The organism is Ensifer adhaerens (assembly GCF_002007205.1).
GTDB lineage: Bacteria > Pseudomonadota > Alphaproteobacteria > Rhizobiales > Rhizobiaceae > Ensifer > Ensifer adhaerens_D.
Genome location: NZ_LAZS01000005.1, coordinates 243,576 through 260,220 on the forward strand (window position 1 = coordinate 243,576; position 16,645 = coordinate 260,220).

18 protein-coding genes and 1 other RNA gene are annotated in these 16,645 nt (G+C 60.9%); 13 read left to right on the forward strand and 6 right to left on the reverse strand.

Annotated elements, in window-relative coordinates:
* The first annotated feature begins 177 nt into the window (after positions 1-177).
* Positions 178-1,512: a TadE/TadG family type IV pilus assembly protein gene (locus XB14_RS04810; RefSeq protein ID WP_077960536.1), complete on the forward strand. Its 1,335-nt coding sequence runs from the start codon at positions 178-180 to the stop codon at positions 1,510-1,512.
* Positions 1,513-1,582: 70 nt separating this feature from the next.
* On the opposite strand, the gene XB14_RS04815 is transcribed toward XB14_RS04810, so the two are convergent.
* The 5 genes from XB14_RS04815 to ssrA form a co-directional block, all read right to left on the reverse strand.
* A complete protein-coding gene (locus XB14_RS04815; RefSeq protein WP_234804024.1) occupies positions 1,583-2,284 on the reverse strand; it encodes a hypothetical protein in 702 nt (233 codons plus the stop codon).
* Between the two features lie 347 nt (positions 2,285-2,631).
* A complete protein-coding gene (locus tag XB14_RS04820; protein ID WP_077960537.1) occupies positions 2,632-2,868 on the reverse strand; it encodes a ribbon-helix-helix domain-containing protein in 237 nt (78 codons plus the stop codon).
* Positions 2,869-2,957: 89 nt separating this feature from the next.
* Positions 2,958-3,170, reverse strand: a complete 213-nt coding sequence (locus XB14_RS04825) for a DUF4169 family protein (protein ID WP_077960538.1) — start codon at positions 3,168-3,170, stop codon at positions 2,958-2,960.
* A gap of 18 nt (positions 3,171-3,188) precedes the next feature.
* Entirely contained in the window at positions 3,189-3,701 is a 513-nt protein-coding gene (locus XB14_RS04830; protein ID WP_077960539.1) for an SspB family protein, read from the reverse strand.
* Positions 3,702-3,838: 137 nt separating this feature from the next.
* Positions 3,839-4,197, reverse strand: a transfer-messenger RNA (tmRNA) gene (gene ssrA, locus XB14_RS04835).
* A 146-nt stretch (positions 4,198-4,343) separates the two neighbouring features.
* On the opposite strand from ssrA, the gene XB14_RS04840 reads away from it, so the two are divergent.
* Together XB14_RS04840 and XB14_RS04845 are read left to right on the forward strand one after the other, a co-directional pair.
* On the forward strand, positions 4,344-4,652 hold the full coding sequence (locus tag XB14_RS04840) for a DUF2853 family protein (protein WP_077960540.1): 309 nt from the start codon (positions 4,344-4,346) through the stop codon (positions 4,650-4,652).
* Positions 4,653-4,751: 99 nt separating this feature from the next.
* Positions 4,752-5,546 (forward strand): thymidylate synthase, encoded by a 795-nt coding sequence (locus XB14_RS04845; RefSeq protein WP_077960541.1) that lies wholly within the window; start codon positions 4,752-4,754, stop codon positions 5,544-5,546.
* Positions 5,547-5,667: 121 nt separating this feature from the next.
* Here XB14_RS04845 and XB14_RS04850 read toward each other — a convergent pair whose 3' ends face one another.
* Positions 5,668-6,117: a toxin-activating lysine-acyltransferase gene (locus XB14_RS04850; RefSeq protein ID WP_234803957.1), complete on the reverse strand. Its 450-nt coding sequence runs from the start codon at positions 6,115-6,117 to the stop codon at positions 5,668-5,670.
* A gap of 558 nt (positions 6,118-6,675) precedes the next feature.
* Between XB14_RS04850 and XB14_RS04860 the strand changes: the two genes are divergently transcribed.
* From XB14_RS04860 to XB14_RS04905, 10 genes are all read left to right on the forward strand, one after another.
* Positions 6,676-7,143, forward strand: coding sequence for a hypothetical protein (locus XB14_RS04860; RefSeq protein ID WP_143348229.1), 468 nt, complete (start codon positions 6,676-6,678; stop codon positions 7,141-7,143).
* A gap of 114 nt (positions 7,144-7,257) precedes the next feature.
* Positions 7,258-8,862: a peptidase domain-containing ABC transporter gene (locus XB14_RS04865; protein WP_234804025.1), complete on the forward strand. Its 1,605-nt coding sequence runs from the start codon at positions 7,258-7,260 to the stop codon at positions 8,860-8,862.
* Positions 8,859-10,184, forward strand: a complete 1,326-nt coding sequence (locus XB14_RS04870; protein WP_077960545.1) for an HlyD family type I secretion periplasmic adaptor subunit — start codon at positions 8,859-8,861, stop codon at positions 10,182-10,184. Before XB14_RS04865 ends, XB14_RS04870 begins: the two co-directional genes overlap by 4 nt.
* A 336-nt stretch (positions 10,185-10,520) precedes the next feature.
* Positions 10,521-11,126: a glutathione S-transferase family protein gene (locus XB14_RS04875; protein ID WP_077960546.1), complete on the forward strand. Its 606-nt coding sequence runs from the start codon at positions 10,521-10,523 to the stop codon at positions 11,124-11,126.
* Between the two features lie 11 nt (positions 11,127-11,137).
* Positions 11,138-11,674 (forward strand): dihydrofolate reductase, encoded by a 537-nt coding sequence (locus XB14_RS04880; RefSeq protein ID WP_077960547.1) that lies wholly within the window; start codon positions 11,138-11,140, stop codon positions 11,672-11,674.
* A 156-nt stretch (positions 11,675-11,830) separates the two neighbouring features.
* Entirely contained in the window at positions 11,831-12,946 is a 1,116-nt protein-coding gene (gene hflK / locus XB14_RS04885; protein WP_077960548.1) for an FtsH protease activity modulator HflK, read from the forward strand.
* A complete protein-coding gene (gene hflC / locus XB14_RS04890; RefSeq protein ID WP_077960549.1) occupies positions 12,943-13,863 on the forward strand; it encodes a protease modulator HflC in 921 nt (306 codons plus the stop codon). Before hflK ends, hflC begins: the two co-directional genes overlap by 4 nt.
* A gap of 8 nt (positions 13,864-13,871) precedes the next feature.
* Entirely contained in the window at positions 13,872-14,057 is a 186-nt protein-coding gene (locus XB14_RS04895; RefSeq protein WP_077960550.1) for a DUF2065 domain-containing protein, read from the forward strand.
* A gap of 6 nt (positions 14,058-14,063) precedes the next feature.
* Positions 14,064-14,450, forward strand: a complete 387-nt coding sequence (locus XB14_RS04900) for an ACT domain-containing protein (RefSeq protein ID WP_077960551.1) — start codon at positions 14,064-14,066, stop codon at positions 14,448-14,450.
* A 295-nt stretch (positions 14,451-14,745) separates the two neighbouring features.
* Complete coding sequence (locus tag XB14_RS04905) at positions 14,746-16,263, forward strand: DegQ family serine endoprotease (RefSeq protein ID WP_179119528.1); 1,518 nt, start codon at positions 14,746-14,748, stop codon at positions 16,261-16,263.
* Positions 16,264-16,645: the final 382 nt, after the last annotated feature.

A 16,645-nucleotide genomic window follows, 5' to 3' on the forward strand; every position in this document is an offset into this window, starting at 1 on the left:
GAATTCTGAAGCACATCTTCCACCATTGATGGCTAAATTAGCAATTTGCGTTGCATGGGGCAGGGGGTGCGGCTTGCGGGCCGCGTCGTCATTCGGCGCATGGGTACGATGACGTTGATCGCTCCGGAACGTCCCGAGCGGCGGCGTCGCCGTCTGCTGAGGGGGCAATGATCAGAGATGCGCTACCATATGAAGGAGACGGCCGCTCGCATCCTTGGGGACGAGAACGGCAACTTTACCGTCCTGACCGCGCTGATGGCGGTGCCGCTGCTGGGCGCCGCTTCGATCGCCATCAACCTGGCGCGTATGAACCTGGAGGCCGCCAAGATGCAGGCGGCGCTCGATGCCGCTGCCTTTTCCGCGGTCAAATCCTACGGCGAGGGTGAGACCGAAGCCGGCGCCAAGGATCTGGCCAACACCGTCTTCCTTGCGAATTTCGGTCAGCCGGAGAGCGTCGATCAGATCGACCCGGAGAGCGGCGCATCGGTGGCGGCCGCGCCGATCCACATCGCCTTTGGCGAAGCCGGCGTCGAGACCACGGCGACCGCGGCCTACGCGCTGACATACAATCCGCTCTTCTTCGGGCTGCAGCCCTATACGATCGATCGGGAAAGCGTCGCCGCGCGCATGCCCGGGCGGGAGGCCTGCATCCTCGCCCTGCATCCCACGGCCAGCCGTGCCTTCGAGGTCAGCGGTGCGGCGAGTGTCGACACATCAGGCTGCACGATCACATCCAATTCGACCGACGCGCAATCGATCTATCTCAGCGGCTCGGCCACGCTCAAGGCAGAGTGTCTCTATGCCGCCGGCAAGGTGTCGGCGACGCTCGCCAATCTCCAGCTTGCCTGCGGCAGGGCTGTGGAGGAGGTGGCGCCGATTGCCGACCCATTCCGGTTCAAGAAGATGCCGACCACGGCAGGCTGGGTGAGCCTTGCCGGATGCGGACAGAATTTCGTCGGCGGCGGTGGCGGCAACGGCGATTGCAACGGCACCGGCAAGACGCCGAGCAACGCGCCCGACAACTACCGTGTCGAGCTGAAGCCCGGCACCTATGGCGCCCTCGAAATCAAGGGCAAGGTACTTTTGAGGCCCGGCAGCTATATCATCGACGGCGGTAATCTGAAGTTCACCAGCCAGTCGGTGGTAACGGCGGAAGGGGTCACCTTCTTCCTCATGAACGGCGCCCAGCTCGACATTCACGGTGGGGCGACCTTTCACGTCAGCGCGCCGACAACAGGCGACTGGGCGGGCTTCTCGATCGTCGCCGGCCGCAACAACACGGCGACGGCCACCATCAACGGCAACAGCGTTTCGTCTCTTACCGGCATCATCTACATGCCGGCGTCACGCGAGATCCAGTATGCCGGCAACGGATCGACCGGCGGCGAGTGCGTGCGGATCGTCGCCCAGGAGATCACCATGATCGGTAACAGCAGCTTCAAGCTGGATTGCAAGGCGGTGCTGGCCAACACCACCATCAACAATCCCGGCGCAATCCGTCTGGTTCGATAAGCAAGTGTCTTGCCATCAGGAGGGTCGGCGGCGGCGCGATGGCCGGCTTGCCCAATTCTGCGGCTTGCCTTCAGAAGCGGATGGAAAGACCGAGGATCGGGCCCTGCTGCACCACGTCGAAGATGAAGCCGTCATTGTCGTAGTCGACGCCAAGGGCACGATAGCCGGCAATCGCCGAGATCGCGTCGTTGAAACGGTAGCCGAGGCCAAGGCCGACGTCCCAGTCGATGTCGGCGCCGCCGCCGCCGACGAGGCCCCAGCCGGTCAGGTAGATTTCCGGCGTGAAGAAGTAGTTGCCGCGCACACCCACCATGCCATCGACCCAGGTCTTGCTGTCATCGCGGCTGACACCGTCGAGCGGGCCGCCCTGAAAGGATATGGTGGTATCGACCGACCAGATCTTGGCGCCGGCGACGACATCGAGATGCGATTGCTGGTCCTCGAACACCGTGTAGCCGACGCCGATGAGGCCAGCGAAGGTCTCGGATTCGATGTCGACCGTATCGGTGAAGATGCCACGCGCCTCTCCATCGCCGGAGAGCTTCGTGTAGATGAGGTCGCCAAAGATGCTGAAGCGGTCCTTTCGCGCCTCCAGGGTTGCCATGGCGGCGAAGTCGAGGTTGCTCCAGATGTCGCTGAAGCTGGAGTCGATGTGGACGGTCGGAAGCCCGAGCTGCGCGGTGTCTCCGGACAGACCCGCCATCCAGAAATAGGGCGCGAAGGAAAATTGCCAGCCGCTCTCGGTTTCTTCTACGGGCGCCGCGGGGGCCATCAGCGGCGTGATATCGGCCGCATGAACAGGCAGCAAGGGAACCAGGCTCAGGCAGGCCGCAAGGCCCAGTCGCGTAGAGATACTCATTAACGCCTCCCGCTTGTGCAGGTCCCAGGAACGCGATGCGCGCGTTTCCGTTCGGTCCTGCTTACTCTCAGAGCTGTGCGTGTGGACGGCAGAAGCCGTCGCCTCCAACACAGATCTTTATATAAGGAATGTCGAAAACAACCGATTTCGACGGTTAGCGGGATCCGCGGCAGCCGAAACGGCTGCTGCTGTTGCACGCGCCACACAGTCACGCGTTCTTTAGGCTGCATCTGGCCGCGATCGCAGGTGCCGCGGCGGGATCAGCGCGGCTCGGAAGCGGGGGCAGATATCTTCGATTTGAGCCATTCGAGCACGTGGACGCGCAGCGCCGAGGAGAGGTTGCTGTCGGGCGTGCGCCGGTCGTCGATCTCGGCGATAAGCTGCGCGAGAGGCATCGCCCGCGCCTCGGCGATCGCCTTCAGCTCCTGCCAGAAGGCGTCTTCGAGCGAGAAGCTGGTGCGGTGGCCGTGGAGCGTCGCGGAGTGCTTACGGATCATCGCCCGGCCTTACAGAATGATTCAAGCAATTGGCGTTTCGATTCCGGAAGCTGCCGCAAGTCCTTGCTCCGGAATCGCTTTTGGCCGGCTCAGTCGTTGCCGGCGTCGCCTTCGTCTGCGGCAGGGCGCTCGATGCGCCCCTGGTCGAGGCGGCCTTCCGCCTTGTCGTTCAGCGCTTTCGTCAGGGACTTCTCGGCCTTGGTGCGGCCGAAGGAAATGCGGTTCTGCTCGGCCTGCTTATCCTTTTCCGTGCGCTCGCGGCGCTTGCGGAACTGGCGCAGATTGACGACGTCGCCGGTCATCAGCCGAAGCTCCTCGGATCAGTTCTTCTTGCGGAAGGAATCGAGCGAGACGACGGAGCCGCCGCCATTCTTCGGCTCGGCGGGCTTGTCGTCCTTGGCCGAGGTCTCGGCATTTTCTTCCGGAACGGGATAGGCGGTGATCTCCGCCGATTCCTGTTCTTCCTCCTCGCCGGCCGCCACGTCGAACTCCAGTTCGAAATTGACCGACGGGTCGTAGAAGCCGCGAATGGCGTTGAACGGAATCACCAGGCGCTCGGGCGTGTCGGAGAAGGAGAGGCCGATTTCGAAGCCGATTTCGGTGACCTTCAGTTCCCAGAACTGGTGCTGGACGACGATCGTCATCTGTTCGGGATACTTCGCCTTCAGGTGCTGCGAAATGCGCACGCCGGGCGCGCCGGTCAGAAAGGTGATGAAGAAATGGTGCTCGCCCGGCAGGTGACCCGTCGTTGCGACTTCCGTCAGAACCTTGCGGATGACGCTGCGTAGCGCGTCCTGTGCCAGAATGTCGTAGCGGATATGGTCCTGGCCCATGAGCGTCCCGTCTTTCCTCGAACTCAATCTACTGTCTGCTGCCGGCACGACGTCTTGCCGTCGGCTTTTCATTGCCCGTCTGAAGCAGACGAGTCAATTATTCAAGCATCTATAGACCATTTCGAAGCGGGGGAGAAGGTGAAGGCTTCTGTTGCCAGGTGCCTTCGGACCCCGCCTTACGGTGCTACCCGGAAGGACTTGATTTGAAGTGTCGCACCGCGATTAAGCAGCGAGACGTGCTTCAGCATAGTTGTCGTTTGCAACTATAAGTTTAGCCCGATAACGGTGGTACAATGCCGAGCAAAAAGTCGATCTTTACGCCCTTGTCGATCCTATTTCGCCCCCATCAAAAGCCGATCTGAGCAGATCGGTTTTTGGTGGAGGCGCCGGGTACCGCCCCCGGGTCCAATGGGTTTATTTCATCGCCCGTTTATTGCCATAGCCGCCCGAAGACGGCAGGTTTCATATAGGTCTTTCCGGGCCTCAAGAAAAGGGGGATGTGTCGGATATATGACTTTCTCCCGGGCTGCCCGGCGCCGAACTGCCTTGACTTGCCCGGCATCCATGAAAAACTCCCGCTGCTGCCACGCGGCCGGCATTCTCCGGCCGCAGTTTCGAAAAGCAAAGCAAGCTGGAGGCCTCATGACGGACTACCTCGCAGACGTGCAGAAATACGACAGCGGCGCCGACGAAGCGATCGTGAACAAGATCGTGCGCCACCTCGGCATTGCGCTACGCAACAAGGATTCCTCGCTCGTTTCGGCGTCGGATCCGAAGGAGCTCGAGCGGGTCAAGGAAAAATGGTGCGAGAAGAAGCTCGGCATCAGCGGCGCGGACGCGGACAAGGCGATCGACGCCACCGTCAAGGCGATGTCGGCCGACCGGTCGAAATCGCGCGTTACCTTCTACTATCTGGTGGCGAAGAACCTCGGCAAGCTGCAGACCTTGTAAGTTCCCGCCGAATTACCCGGGATAATCCGCCCTTGGTCATTGGTTCGCCGCCGGCTTCGTCCTAAATTCGAGGAAAGTACGAATCGGCGGCGCCAGACCATGCAGCAATATCTCGACCTTCTCGACCATGTGATGACCAACGGAACCGACCGGGGCGACCGGACGGGTACGGGCACGCGCTCGGTCTTCGGCCACCAGATGCGCTTCGACCTCTCCGAAGGCTTTCCGGTGCTGACGACCAAGAAGCTGCACCTGCGCTCGATCATCCATGAACTGCTCTGGTTCCTGAAGGGCGACACCAATATCCGCTACCTCAAGGAAAACGGCGTCACGATCTGGGACGAATGGGCTGACGAGAACGGCGACCTCGGCCCGGTCTACGGCTACCAGTGGCGCTCCTGGCCGGCACCCGACGGACGGCACATCGACCAGATCGCCGGCCTCGTCGAGAGCCTGAAGACCAACCCGAATTCGCGCCGTCACATCGTTTCGGCCTGGAACCCGGCGCTGGTCGACGAGATGGCCCTGCCGCCCTGCCATTGCCTGTTCCAGTTCTACGTCTCCGACGGCAAGCTCTCCTGCCAGCTTTACCAGCGCTCGGCGGACATTTTCCTCGGCGTACCCTTCAATATCGCCTCCTACGCGCTGCTGACGATGATGGTGGCGCAGGTGACGGGATTGAAGCCCGGCGATTTCGTCCACACGCTCGGCGACGCGCATATCTACCACAACCACTTCGAGCAGGCCCGGCTGCAGCTCACCCGCACGCCGAAGGCGCTGCCGAAGATGGAAATCAATCCTGAGGTGAAGGATCTGTTTTCCTTCAGCTTCGAAGACTTTACGCTCGTCGGCTACGAAGCCGATTCAACCATCAAGGCGCCGATCGCCGTCTAGGTCGATGCCAGAGCAGGCGCCAAATTGGGCGGCGGACCCTTGGCGGCATCGTTGGCGGTGCTGCAGCCAGCGTCGCGCTCACCGCCACTTGTCGGTCGAGGCGAGCGGTGCGGCGGCTTCTTTAACTTCTGCGAACCAAGCCGTTCCGCCACACTTTCACACGTTTGATGCTCCCATCTTGGTTTCGCTTGATGGAGTGAGCATGCACATGTGGAAAATGGTTGCGCTGAATGTCTCGGATGATGTGCAGCGTTCCTCCGAAGGGCGCCACAATGTCGATGAACCACAGGTTCTCGCCAGAGGTCCATCGATCCGGAGGCGGATTTCGTCCGTGACAAAGGAGTGCCTCGTGGCATTCGTTATCCACCAGTGCCCAGGTTAGGAACGCAAGAGGCTTGCCGTTCTCGTCGAAGTAGATCTTGTATTGCTCGGCAAGCAAAGCTGGGACCAAATTATCCCCGACCTCGGATAAGCTCCAGTTGCGATAGTCAGACGACATGCCTATCGCCACCATCATACCCAGAACTTCAAACGTGGATACTGGCCGCTCCTCTTGCGGCATGGTCGCCATATGTCCCTCGCACCTTATCGGTCGTACGTTTCACGCGGCCTGACGGTCTATGCGCGAAGCGCAGTCTTCGTCTCTGTTGCGCACTCGTAAAGCGAGCATTGCATCCTTGACATAACACTATAGCGCTTGCAATAAAATGGTTGAGATCGTCAATGCAGGCACCCTCAAAGATTGTGTCGGCGGCATCTCCATAAGGCAACCACGTTCATAAGGAGACTTCTTATGGGTAGCAGAGGTGGTGGAAGCGGAAGCAGTTCCTTCGGCAGGGGCGTCGGTAAGGGCGCCGGCGAAGTCGATATTCTCGATAAGATGATGAAGAACAATTACCACGTGCCTTGGGAGCAAACCTTGTTCGGCCGCATGCAGGCCTTTGCGCGGAAGGGCTCCAATGATCGCACGCTAACGAGGGGCGAGGCCGACTATCCGTTCCGAGGTGGCTTCTATACTGGGACACGACAAGACCGTGAATTTGACCACGGTCGCCGGTAGTTCAGTTCGCTGGCGGGGGCTCAAGTGCGCCTCCGCCGGTGGCTCCCCTCAAAGACGGGCGTCCTGAAAATGCTTGGCAGCTTCTTGGTCATCCTCTTGTGGGCCGTGCTCGAAGAAATCGTGAAACTGACGGGCGTGCGTCTTGCCGAAGGAACGAAGTTCAGTGCCGCGTCACTGGTATGGTTTTTCGTCGCCGAAGCAGCAATAAAGACGTTTTGGCTCACGGAAGGCTTCGAGTTTTCCAGCGAGCAGGCCCTGACAGTTTATTCCGGGGCGGCTTTTCTGTCGGTCGCGTCGAGCATAATACATCTCTACACCAGCATCTTCTACAAGCTCACGAATAGTGTTGGATATGCATTGGGCGTTTGTACGCTGCTGCACACCGCGTTCAACTTCTACGCGGCACACGGGATCAAGAGCGTCCTGGTGGATCCATCATATAACCAAGCCCTTGCTACAGCCTGGATCATGTCGACTGTCTTCGGCGTAGTTATTGTAATCGCGCTTAAGGTTGAGCGGAAGTTTCTGCCAGCTTGAGTCATGCCCTTGAAACGAGTGGAGGCTGCGTTGTTTGACCTCTCGTCAAGACCCGTTCCGCTCTCCTGGTTCACGCAATCGACTGCCAAGTACACCCCCTTGATAGGGGAGTTGATGGTGGTCGCCATTGTCTTGCGCCTGTTGGGATTGGTTGAGCCGTTTGTATTTCAGACGATAATCGACCGGGTCTTGCCCTTCCAACGCGAGGCAACGCTCACCTTGATCGTGGTTGTTCTGGTGTCGACCACGTTTTTCTCTGCCATCTTGGGCGCACTTGCGGCCTACCTTGGCAATCATATGGCAAATCGGCTGATTTCAGAGTTGGCACGACGGGTTTTCCGTCACGTTCTAAATCTTCCACTTCAAGTTCTGCAAAGGTGGCCAGCGGGTGAGACGCTCGCGCGCATCGGTGAGACAGATACGGTGCGGGGATTCCTGACGGGAACGATATCAAGCGCCATTCTCGATGTGCTTTTCGCCACGATTTACGTCAGTGCACTCCTCGCGATCAGCCCGTTTCTAACAGCGATCGTTTTCATCGCCTTGCCCTTGCAATTGCTGGCGTTCGGTTTGATCGGCCCCTTCTTGCGTCGCCGAATGCACGAGGCATTCCTCGCAGAGTCACGCCATCAATCCCGTCTCGTGGAAGCTTTCGGAAGCATGGCAACGGTGAAGGCGCTCGCTTGCGAAGAACGGTATGTCGGACGATTTCACGAAACCCTCGGAGAGAGTATCTCAGCCGGATTTCGCGTTACCAAGCTGGATATCGTCAACGGTTTCATCGGTCAGATTTTGGGCAGTGTCCCGGGAACCTTGATACTCTTTCTTGGGGCGCAACTGGTGTTTCGTAATGAAATTACCTTGGGCGAACTGGTGGCGTTCCACTTGCTAGCCGGGCACGTTTTCGGACCTATCATGTCATTGGCATCGATCTGGGAGAAGTGGCAGGGTCTGAAGATCGCGCGCCTGCGCCTTGGAGATTTTCTGAATGCCAGCACCGAAACGGACGTGCAGAGACCAGAGCTGCCGACCGTAATTCGCCCTACTTTGGAACTGCGGAACGTATCGTTCGGCTATGTCCCCGAGCAGCCGATTATTCACAATATGACTGTTCAAATCCGCCCGGACATCCCCACGGTGATCATCGGCGATTCAGGTTGTGGCAAGTCAACGCTTGCGAAGCTCATGTGTGGGCTCTACTCCCCAGACAAGGGCCACGTCGAGGCAAACGGTTTCAAACTGGCCGATCACGATCCCCAAAGCGTGCGCCGCGCAATCGCATATCTTCCGCAAGAACCGGTGCTCTTCTCGGGATCAATCATCGATAATCTGCTCCTCGCTAAACCAGATGCGACCGAGGCGGAGATCGCTATGGCTCTTGCGGACAGCGCGGCCGATCAAGTGATCAAGCAGCTACCCTTGGGTATTGACGCGCAGGTCGGTGAGCATGGTAGCCATCTGTCAGGAGGCCAGAGACAGCGGATTGCGCTGGCGCGGGCGCTTCTGGCGGCCCCGCGTGCACTTATTCTGGACGAGCCGACGAGTGCCCTCGATGCGGTAGCTGCTGCACGTGTCGCCGAGACGCTGAGAGGGATTGCGCGAGAGCTGACACTCGTGGTTATCACCCACAAACCGGACCTCCTCGGCGAAGACGTCAATGTCATCGACCTTAACGGTACCTGGCGCGACGAAAGGTACTCGCAGGTGCTGTCGGCATGAACGACCGCTCCAAAGATCCTGGACATTCCCTCTCGCCGACGATCCGCATCACGACGTGGCTGATGGTGCTCATGTTCACCGCGATTGCGATCGGCAGCTATGCGGCAAAGGTGGAAATCGTTGCGCGCGGACAGGGGAAGGTAATCCCGTCCGGCCGCGTTCAAGTGGTTCAACCTTTGGCGGACGGGAAGATCGCTGAAATCCTGGTGTCCGAGGGGCGGGCGGTCAAAGCGGGCGACCCTTTGGTAAAGATGGATACAGCCGTAGCCGAGAGCGACATCAAACGAATTGAGGCCAGCATCGAACGTCGACAACAGGACGTGGCCGTCGCGACGGCGATCGTTGCACCGCTCACCGAAACCGATCCGGCGAACGCCGATTTCGTGGAAGCCGGACAGAAAGTGTTCCTGCAGACAGCAATAGGTAACGGGCAGCGAAGCGCCGATGCTGAAGCTTTGGTGAGATCCATCCTCTCCGCGCTGCGTGATCAGGTGTTGCAGGTCGACGCGCAGATAGTCCGCGTGAGGCGAGGGCGAGAGGCACAATCAGCTCGGTTAGACAAAGTCCGTTCGGACAAAGAGATCGTAGCCTCGAGGTTTTCCGCTGCCGACGTTCTCCGTCAACGGGGCACGATCAGCGAGTTCGACTATCTCAGTCGCTTGCGCGAGTTAAAGGCGCTGGAGGGCGAAGCCTTGGTTGCCCAGCGTGTGCTTGATGAACTCGAGGCGGAAGGCACCGTTCTGTCCAGGCAACGCGCGAGCCTGATATCATCGACGCATTCAACCTACAGAAAACAAAAGAGTGAAGCTGAGATTGCGCTTCAAAGCTTGGCGGCGGAGCACAGGGCTGCGCTCAACTACCTGCAAAGCCTGTCGCTCGAAGCGCCTGCGAGCGGCCGTATCGAGCAACTGTCAGTGTTCACGGTGGGTGGCTTCGTCGAAGCGGGATCAACTCTCATGTCGGTGGTTCCCGCTGGGAAAGACATCGAGATCGAGGCCTTTTTCGACAACCGAGATGTCGGCTTCCTGGAGGCGAGCCAGAGGGCCTTCGTCAAGTTTGACGCCTTTCCGGCGGAGCGCTTCGGCATCGTACGCGGCCATGTCATCAGTGTTGGTGCTGACGCACGCGAGGCCTCAGGAAAATGGGTCTATGCAGTGCGGCTGAAGCTCGAGCAAGAGGGCATCCGTGTCCCCGGGCGCGTCATGAATTTCTCTCCGGGCATGACTGCGACAATCGACGTGATAACTGGTGAGCGACGGCTTATCAGCTACTTCTTCGAACCGGTGGTCAAGGCCATTCAAGACAGCTTCGGAGAAAGGTGAGGCGTCATCCTTTTGCTTTGCCGCCCATCACGTGTGCCCTTATCGTGCACGTGTGCCGCCACAAAATGCTGCGGATGTCCGGACGACATGTTTTCTTTCCGCTTCGAAGACTTTAGCATCGTTGGCTACGAAGCTGATTCAACCATCAGACGCCGATCGCAGTCTGACATATCCTGTTGTTGCGGGCGGCCGGTCCGCATTTCTGACCTTCGTATCCTGACGCGGTACCGCGTTGGCTCAAAGGCCGGACGCGGCAGCTGCTTCCGTCGCTCCAGTCATGAGCCGACGTTCAACGAAAGGGGCGAGCCGGGGAGGGCGGCCTTCGAGGAGGTGTTGATGCTCACATTGATCCACGCGCCGCTTTCCCGCTCGTCGCGCATCGTCTGGCTGCTCGAGGAACTGGGCGCCGAGTACGAGATCCGCTACGTCTCGATCCGCCGCTGGGATGGCTCGGGTGAGCCTGACGACAACAATCCGCATCCGCACAAGCAGGTGCCGGCGCTCGTGCACAACGGCGCGGTGATCTGGGAGTCGGCTGCGGTCGTGCAGTATCTCACCGACCTCTATCCCGACTGCAGCCTCGGGCGGCCGCCGGGGCACAAGGAGCGCGGCGCCTATCTTTCCTGGCTTGCCTATTATGCTGGGGTGATCGAGCCGACGGCACTCGCCCACATCTCGGGCGCCACGATCAACAATCCGGCGCAGGCGCGGCTCTACAGCGAGATGTGCGCCCATGTGATCGACGTGCTCACCCGCCGGACCTATCTGCTCGGCGAAACGATGAATGCGGCCGACCTGCTGCTTGCAAGCGCGCTGCAGTGGATGCGCAAGATCCTGCCGGAGAGCACGGTGGTCGATCGTTACATTCGCGTGGTGACCGACCGGGCGGCCTATGACCGGGCGCGCGAAATCGACAGCAAACCGCAAGGTTTCCATGACTGAAAAAGGGTTCCATGACTGAGACGAAGACCAACCATCCGAAGATATCGATCGTCGTTGCCGTTGCCGTCAACGGCGTCATCGGCCGTGACGGCGATCTGCCCTGGCGGCTTTCGACCGACCTCAAGCGCTTCAAGGCGCTGACGATCGGCAAGCCCGTGATCATGGGGCGCAAGACCTGGGCCTCGCTCGGGCGGCCGCTGCCCGGCCGCTTGAACATCGTCATCACCCGCAACGCGGATTTTGCAGCCGAAGGTGCAAGCGTCGTGCCGTCGCTCGCTGCAGCGATCGCGCTTGCGACCGCTGGGGCCGAGGCGGCGGGCGCGGACGAGATCTGCGTGATCGGCGGCGGCGAGATCTATCGCCAGTCGATCGCGCTCGCCGATATCCTGCATGTGACCGAGGTGCAGGCGACGGTGGATGGCGATACGCGCTTCCCCGATATCGATCCCGAGCGCTTCGAGAAGGTGTTCGAGGAAGACCTGCCACAGGGCGAGAAGGACAGCCACGCCATGCATTTCGTCACCTACAAGCGGCGTGCGACAGCCTGACGCGGCGGATCGTCAACTATTTTGAACCATTTACGGTGAACTCGGGCCTATCGCGTTGAAAGCGGTGCGGGGGATACCTATAACGGTTTCACATGATGAACGACCGTGCGGTGGCGCGGCAGTTCTGCGTGGGAAGCATTCAACAGAGAGGTTTTGATGCCCTGGAGCAATCAGAATGGCGGCGGCGGCCCATGGGGCGGCGGCGGCGGTGGCAATCAGGGGGGGCCCTGGGGCCAGGGGCCGAACCGGCCGCGCGGCGGCGGCAAGGGCGGCCCACCGGATCTGGAAGAGATCATTCGCCGTGGCCAGGACCAGCTTAAGAACGTCGTTCCCGGCGGTTTCAACGGCGGCGTCGTCGCTATCGTCGGCCTGCTGATCGTTGGCTTCGTGCTGATCAACTCGATCTACACGGTGCAGCCGGACGAGCGTGGTGTCGAAATGCGCTTCGGCAAGCCGAAGGATGAAATTTCGATGCCGGGCCTGCACTATCACTTCTGGCCGCTCGAAACCGTCGAGATCGTCAAGGTGACGGAGCAGCAGCAGAATATCGGCGGCCGCTCCAGCGGTCAGTCGAATTCCGGCCTGATGCTCTCCGGCGACCAGAACATCGTCAACGTCCAGTTCTCGGTTCTCTATTCGGTCACCGACCCGAAGGCTTATCTCTTCAACGTCGAGAACCCGTCCGACACGCTGCAGCAGGTTGCCGAAAGCGCGATGCGCGAAGTCGTCGGTCGCCGTCCCGCGCAGGACATCTTCCGTGACAATCGTCAGGCGATCGCTGCCGACGTGAAGAGCACGATCCAGGCAACGATGGACACCTACGGTACCGGCGTTTCCGTCAACACCGTCGCGATCGAGGACGCCGCACCGCCGCGCGAAGTGGCCGATGCGTTCGACGAAGTGCAGCGCGCCGAACAGGACGAGGACCGCTTCGTCGAAGAAGCCAACCAGTATGCCAACCAGGTGCTCGGCAAGGCACGCGGTCAGGGCGCGCAGATCCGCGAAGAGGCGGCCGCCTACAAGGACCGCGTCGTCAAGGAAGCGCAGGGTGAGGCACAGCGCTTCGTCTCCGTCTATGACGAATACTCCAAGGCGCCTGACGTCACCCGCAAGCGTCTCTATCTCGAAACCATGCAAGGCGTTCTCGGCAAGTCGAAGAAGGTCATCATCGACGAGAAGAACGGGCAGGGCGTTCTGCCATATCTGCCGCTGAATGAAATCGGCCGTCCGACGACGTCGGGTGCCGCAGCAGTTTCGGGAGCAGGCCAGTGATCAACAATCGTACTTCCGTTATCCTGATCCTGCTCGCCGTCGTCTTCGTCGGCATCTATTCCTCGGTCTTCGTCGTCAACGAGCGCCAGCAGGCCATCGTCGTGCGCTTCGGTCAGATCAAGGACGTCAAGACCCAGCCGGGCCTCTACTTCAAGCTGCCCTTCGCCTTCATGGATGCCGACCGCGTCCAGTACGTCGAAGATCAGGCGCTGCGCTTCGACCTCGACAACATCCGCGTCCAGGTCTCGGGCGGCAAGTTCTATGAAGTCGATGCCTTCGTCGTCTACAAGATCTCCGATCCCCGCCGCTTCCGTGAAACGGTATCGGGCGACCGCGACTCCGCGGAATCGCGCCTCAGGACCCGTCTCGACGCGTCGCTGCGTCGCGTCTACGGTCTTCGTGGCTTCGAGGCAGCGCTCTCCGACGAGCGTGCGTCGATGATGCGCGAAGTGCGCGCCGACCTCAAAACCGATGCCGAGTCGCTTGGTCTCAACATCGAGGACGTCCGCATCCGCCGTACCGACCTGACGCAGGAAGTCTCGCAGCAGACCTACGATCGCATGAAGGCCGAGCGTCTGGCGGAAGCGGAACTGATCCGCGCCCGCGGTAACGAAGAGGGCCAGCGCCGCCGTGCGATTGCCGACCGTCAGGTCGTCGAGATCGTCGCCGACGCCCAGCGCGATTCGGAAATCCTGCGCGGTGAAGGCGAAGCCGAGCGGACGAAGACCTTTGCCGACGCCTTTGCGCGCGATCCGAAGTTCTTCGAATTCTATCGTTCGATGACGGCCTATACCCAGTCGATCGGTAGCCCGGACACGACGCTCGTGCTGTCGCCGCATTCGGAATTCTTCCGTTACTTCAATAACTCGGAAGGCACCGCGCCGGCCGCAGCACCTCAAGCAGCGACCGGAAACTAGGGCGGGCGATGTCAGACTTTCTGACAGGATTTGCTTTCTTCCTGATCATCGAGGGGCTGGTGTACGCACTGGCCCCTTTGGTTTTGGTGGAAATGGCGAAGCGTTTGCCGTATGTCCCCGAACATCAGCTTCGACTGGCGGGGCTCGTTTCAGTGGCTGCCGGAGTCGGACTTGTATGGTTGCTTCGAGGATAATGCGAAATGCCACGTAAACTGCTGATCCGCCTGGTCGATGCCGAATACGCCATCACCCGCCTCAATATCGGCTCCAGCATACCGGAATGGTTGCCGGGGCCGGGTTTCTGGACCGTGTCGAGCTCGCGCGAAGAAATGACGCTCGTCTGCCGCGCCGCCCGCGTACCTTCCAGCGTCCAGAGCTCGCTCGGCTGGCGCTGCTTCCGCATCGAGCAGCACTTTGCCTTTGACGTGCCCGGCGTGCTTGCCTCGGTGCTTCAGCCGCTTTCGGACGCCGGCGTCGGTATCTTTGCCAATTCGACCTTCAGCACCGACTACGTCTTCGTCGCCGGCTCCGACCTCGACAAGGCGGTGCGCGCGTTGAAAGACCATGGCCACGAACTGACGACCTGACACGTCGCGTCCTCCGACGCATGTACAGCCCCGCAACTTCCGACCTTTCGCGGACGTCCGTGCAAGGATCAGGAAATCGTGTTTGGACGCTTCCGAATTCCGCCTTATCCTGCAGACAAGATCAGGTGTCGCGGGACCGGCGAATAGTGTCGAGGGTCGCGCCGCTCACGCGCTGCCACGGTTTCGGCCGAGGCGAAAGTGTGCGAAATCAAAGTGCTATGGCGCAGGTGGTCATAGGCAGGAGAGGTGGCCCAGAAGCGGTTGCCCGCTGAACAGCCAGAGGAGCTTAAGCGAATTGTCCACGCGAACGAAATCCCGAGCTCTCTCGCTTGGCACCACCCTGAGCGTCCTGGCGCTCGCAGGCGCGCTCTCCTTCAGCGGCACGGCGCTTGCCCAGAACACGGCGATCCTTCCGCCGTCCAATGGCCCGGCCTCCGTTGCCGATCTTGCCGCAGGCCTGCTTGACGCCGTCGTCAACATCGCGACCTCGCAGAAGGTCAAGAACGACGACGACGCGCCGGCGCCGCAGGTGCCGGAGGGCTCGCCCTACCAGCCCTATTTCGACGAGTTCTTCAAGGGCCAGCGCGACCAGGGCAACCGTCAGCGCACGGTCGAATCGCTTGGCTCCGGCTTCGTCATCGACCCGACCGGATTCATCGTCACCAACAACCACGTGATCGAGGGCGCCGACGACATCGAGATCAACTTCGCCAACGGCAGCAAGCTGAAGGCCAAACTCGTCGGCAAGGATACGAAGACCGATCTCGCGCTGTTGAAGGTCGAGCCGAAGGCGCCGCTGAAGGCCGTGCCTTTCGGCGATTCCCGCAAGATGCGCATCGGTGACTGGGTGATGGCGATCGGCAACCCGTTCGGCCTTGGTGGCTCGGTCTCCGTCGGCATCATCTCGGCGCGTGGCCGAAACATCAACGCCGGCCCCTATGACAACTTCATCCAGACGGACGCGGCGATCAACCGCGGCAATTCGGGCGGGCCGCTGTTCAACATGGCTGGCGAAGTCATCGGCATCAACACGGCGATCATCTCGCCGACGGGCGGCTCGATCGGCATCGGTTTCTCGGTGCCGACGGAGCTTGCCGCCAATGTCGTGCTGCAGCTCAAGGACTTCGGCGAGACCCGGCGCGGCTGGCTCGGCGTGCGGGTCCAGCCGGTGACTGACGATATCGCCGAAAGCCTGAAGATGGACGCGCCGCGCGGCGCGCTCGTCTCCGGCATCATCGAGGGCGGGCCGATCACGAACGGCGAGATCAAGGCCGGCGACGTCATCGTTAAATTCGACGGTCGCGATGTCAGCGAGATGCGCGACCTGCAACGCGTCGTCGCCGAAACCGCCGTGGGCAAGGCGGTCGACGTCGTCGTTTTCCGCGACGGCAAGGAACAGACGGTCAAGGTGACGCTCGGGCGTCTCGAGGATGGCCAGCTTGCAAGCGCGCCGGCAGCGACCGGCGAAGACCAGCCGAAGGCAGACAAGCCGGAGGCAGCACCGCTGCCTGCGACCGACGTCGTGCTCGGCATGAAGCTTTCGTCGCTGAACGAGGAGGCGCGCAAGAAGTACGGCATCGCCGAAGGCGTGGATGGCGTCGTGATCACCGAGGTCGCACCGAACTCGGTGGCGGCGGAACGGCGGGTGGAGCCCGGTGACGTCATCGTCGAGGTCAGTCAGGAGGCGATGGGCACGCCCGACGACGTGGCCGACCGGGTCGAGGAGCTGAAATCCAGCGGCCGGCACAACGCGCAACTGTTGCTGGCCAACAAGACCGGCGAACTGCGCTTCGTCACGGTCAGGGTGGACTAGGGTAAATTGCGCCTTTCCCCGACCTTGCGTCGCGGCCTCGGATCTGTGCCGCGACGTTGCCTTCGCCTGAAGGCTATTGCCTGAGTCTTTTCAAGGAGATCGCCTGCCGGGCTGACGCGCTGAGTCCGCTTCTTCAGTTTTTGATTCAAGACCCTAGTCCCTCGGTGTCCGACAGGGACCAGCCCCTCATCCCCCTGCCGCGACCTTCTCCCCGCCAAGCGGGGAGAAGGGGCGTTGCCGCTGCCGCTCGCGATACTGCCGCCGCCTATCACCTTTTTCGCCGAGCGGATTTCAGGACGAAAGTTGAGCCGTGGCGCGCGTTCCCTCTCCCCGCCTGCGGGCAGAAGGTTAGGGTGAGGGGCAAATCCTGGGAGACACTTAG

What these genes read in the sequence shown, in the direction of transcription:
- XB14_RS04830 (WP_077960539.1), bottom strand. Translation starts at nt 3,701, where the DNA reads ATGGGCCAGGACCATATCCGCTACGACATTCTGGCACAGGACGCGCTA.
- XB14_RS04880 (WP_077960547.1), top strand. Translation starts at nt 11,138, where the DNA reads ATGACTGAGACGAAGACCAACCATCCGAAGATATCGATCGTCGTTGCC.
- XB14_RS04840 (WP_077960540.1), top strand. Translation starts at nt 4,344, where the DNA reads ATGACGGACTACCTCGCAGACGTGCAGAAATACGACAGCGGCGCCGAC.
- XB14_RS04865 (WP_234804025.1), top strand. Translation starts at nt 7,258, where the DNA reads ATGGTGGTCGCCATTGTCTTGCGCCTGTTGGGATTGGTTGAGCCGTTT.
- XB14_RS04870 (WP_077960545.1), top strand. Translation starts at nt 8,859, where the DNA reads ATGAACGACCGCTCCAAAGATCCTGGACATTCCCTCTCGCCGACGATC.
- XB14_RS04810 (WP_077960536.1), top strand. Translation starts at nt 178, where the DNA reads ATGCGCTACCATATGAAGGAGACGGCCGCTCGCATCCTTGGGGACGAG.
- XB14_RS04875 (WP_077960546.1), top strand. Translation starts at nt 10,521, where the DNA reads ATGCTCACATTGATCCACGCGCCGCTTTCCCGCTCGTCGCGCATCGTC.
- XB14_RS04845 (WP_077960541.1), top strand. Translation starts at nt 4,752, where the DNA reads ATGCAGCAATATCTCGACCTTCTCGACCATGTGATGACCAACGGAACC.
- XB14_RS04900 (WP_077960551.1), top strand. Translation starts at nt 14,064, where the DNA reads ATGCCACGTAAACTGCTGATCCGCCTGGTCGATGCCGAATACGCCATC.
- XB14_RS04860 (WP_143348229.1), top strand. Translation starts at nt 6,676, where the DNA reads ATGCTTGGCAGCTTCTTGGTCATCCTCTTGTGGGCCGTGCTCGAAGAA.
- XB14_RS04815 (WP_234804024.1), bottom strand. Translation starts at nt 2,284, where the DNA reads ATGGCCCCCGCGGCGCCCGTAGAAGAAACCGAGAGCGGCTGGCAATTT.
- XB14_RS04895 (WP_077960550.1), top strand. Translation starts at nt 13,872, where the DNA reads ATGTCAGACTTTCTGACAGGATTTGCTTTCTTCCTGATCATCGAGGGG.
- XB14_RS04825 (WP_077960538.1), bottom strand. Translation starts at nt 3,170, where the DNA reads ATGACCGGCGACGTCGTCAATCTGCGCCAGTTCCGCAAGCGCCGCGAG.
- XB14_RS04820 (WP_077960537.1), bottom strand. Translation starts at nt 2,868, where the DNA reads ATGATCCGTAAGCACTCCGCGACGCTCCACGGCCACCGCACCAGCTTC.
- XB14_RS04850 (WP_234803957.1), bottom strand. Translation starts at nt 6,117, where the DNA reads ATGGCGACCATGCCGCAAGAGGAGCGGCCAGTATCCACGTTTGAAGTT.
- hflK (WP_077960548.1), top strand. Translation starts at nt 11,831, where the DNA reads ATGCCCTGGAGCAATCAGAATGGCGGCGGCGGCCCATGGGGCGGCGGC.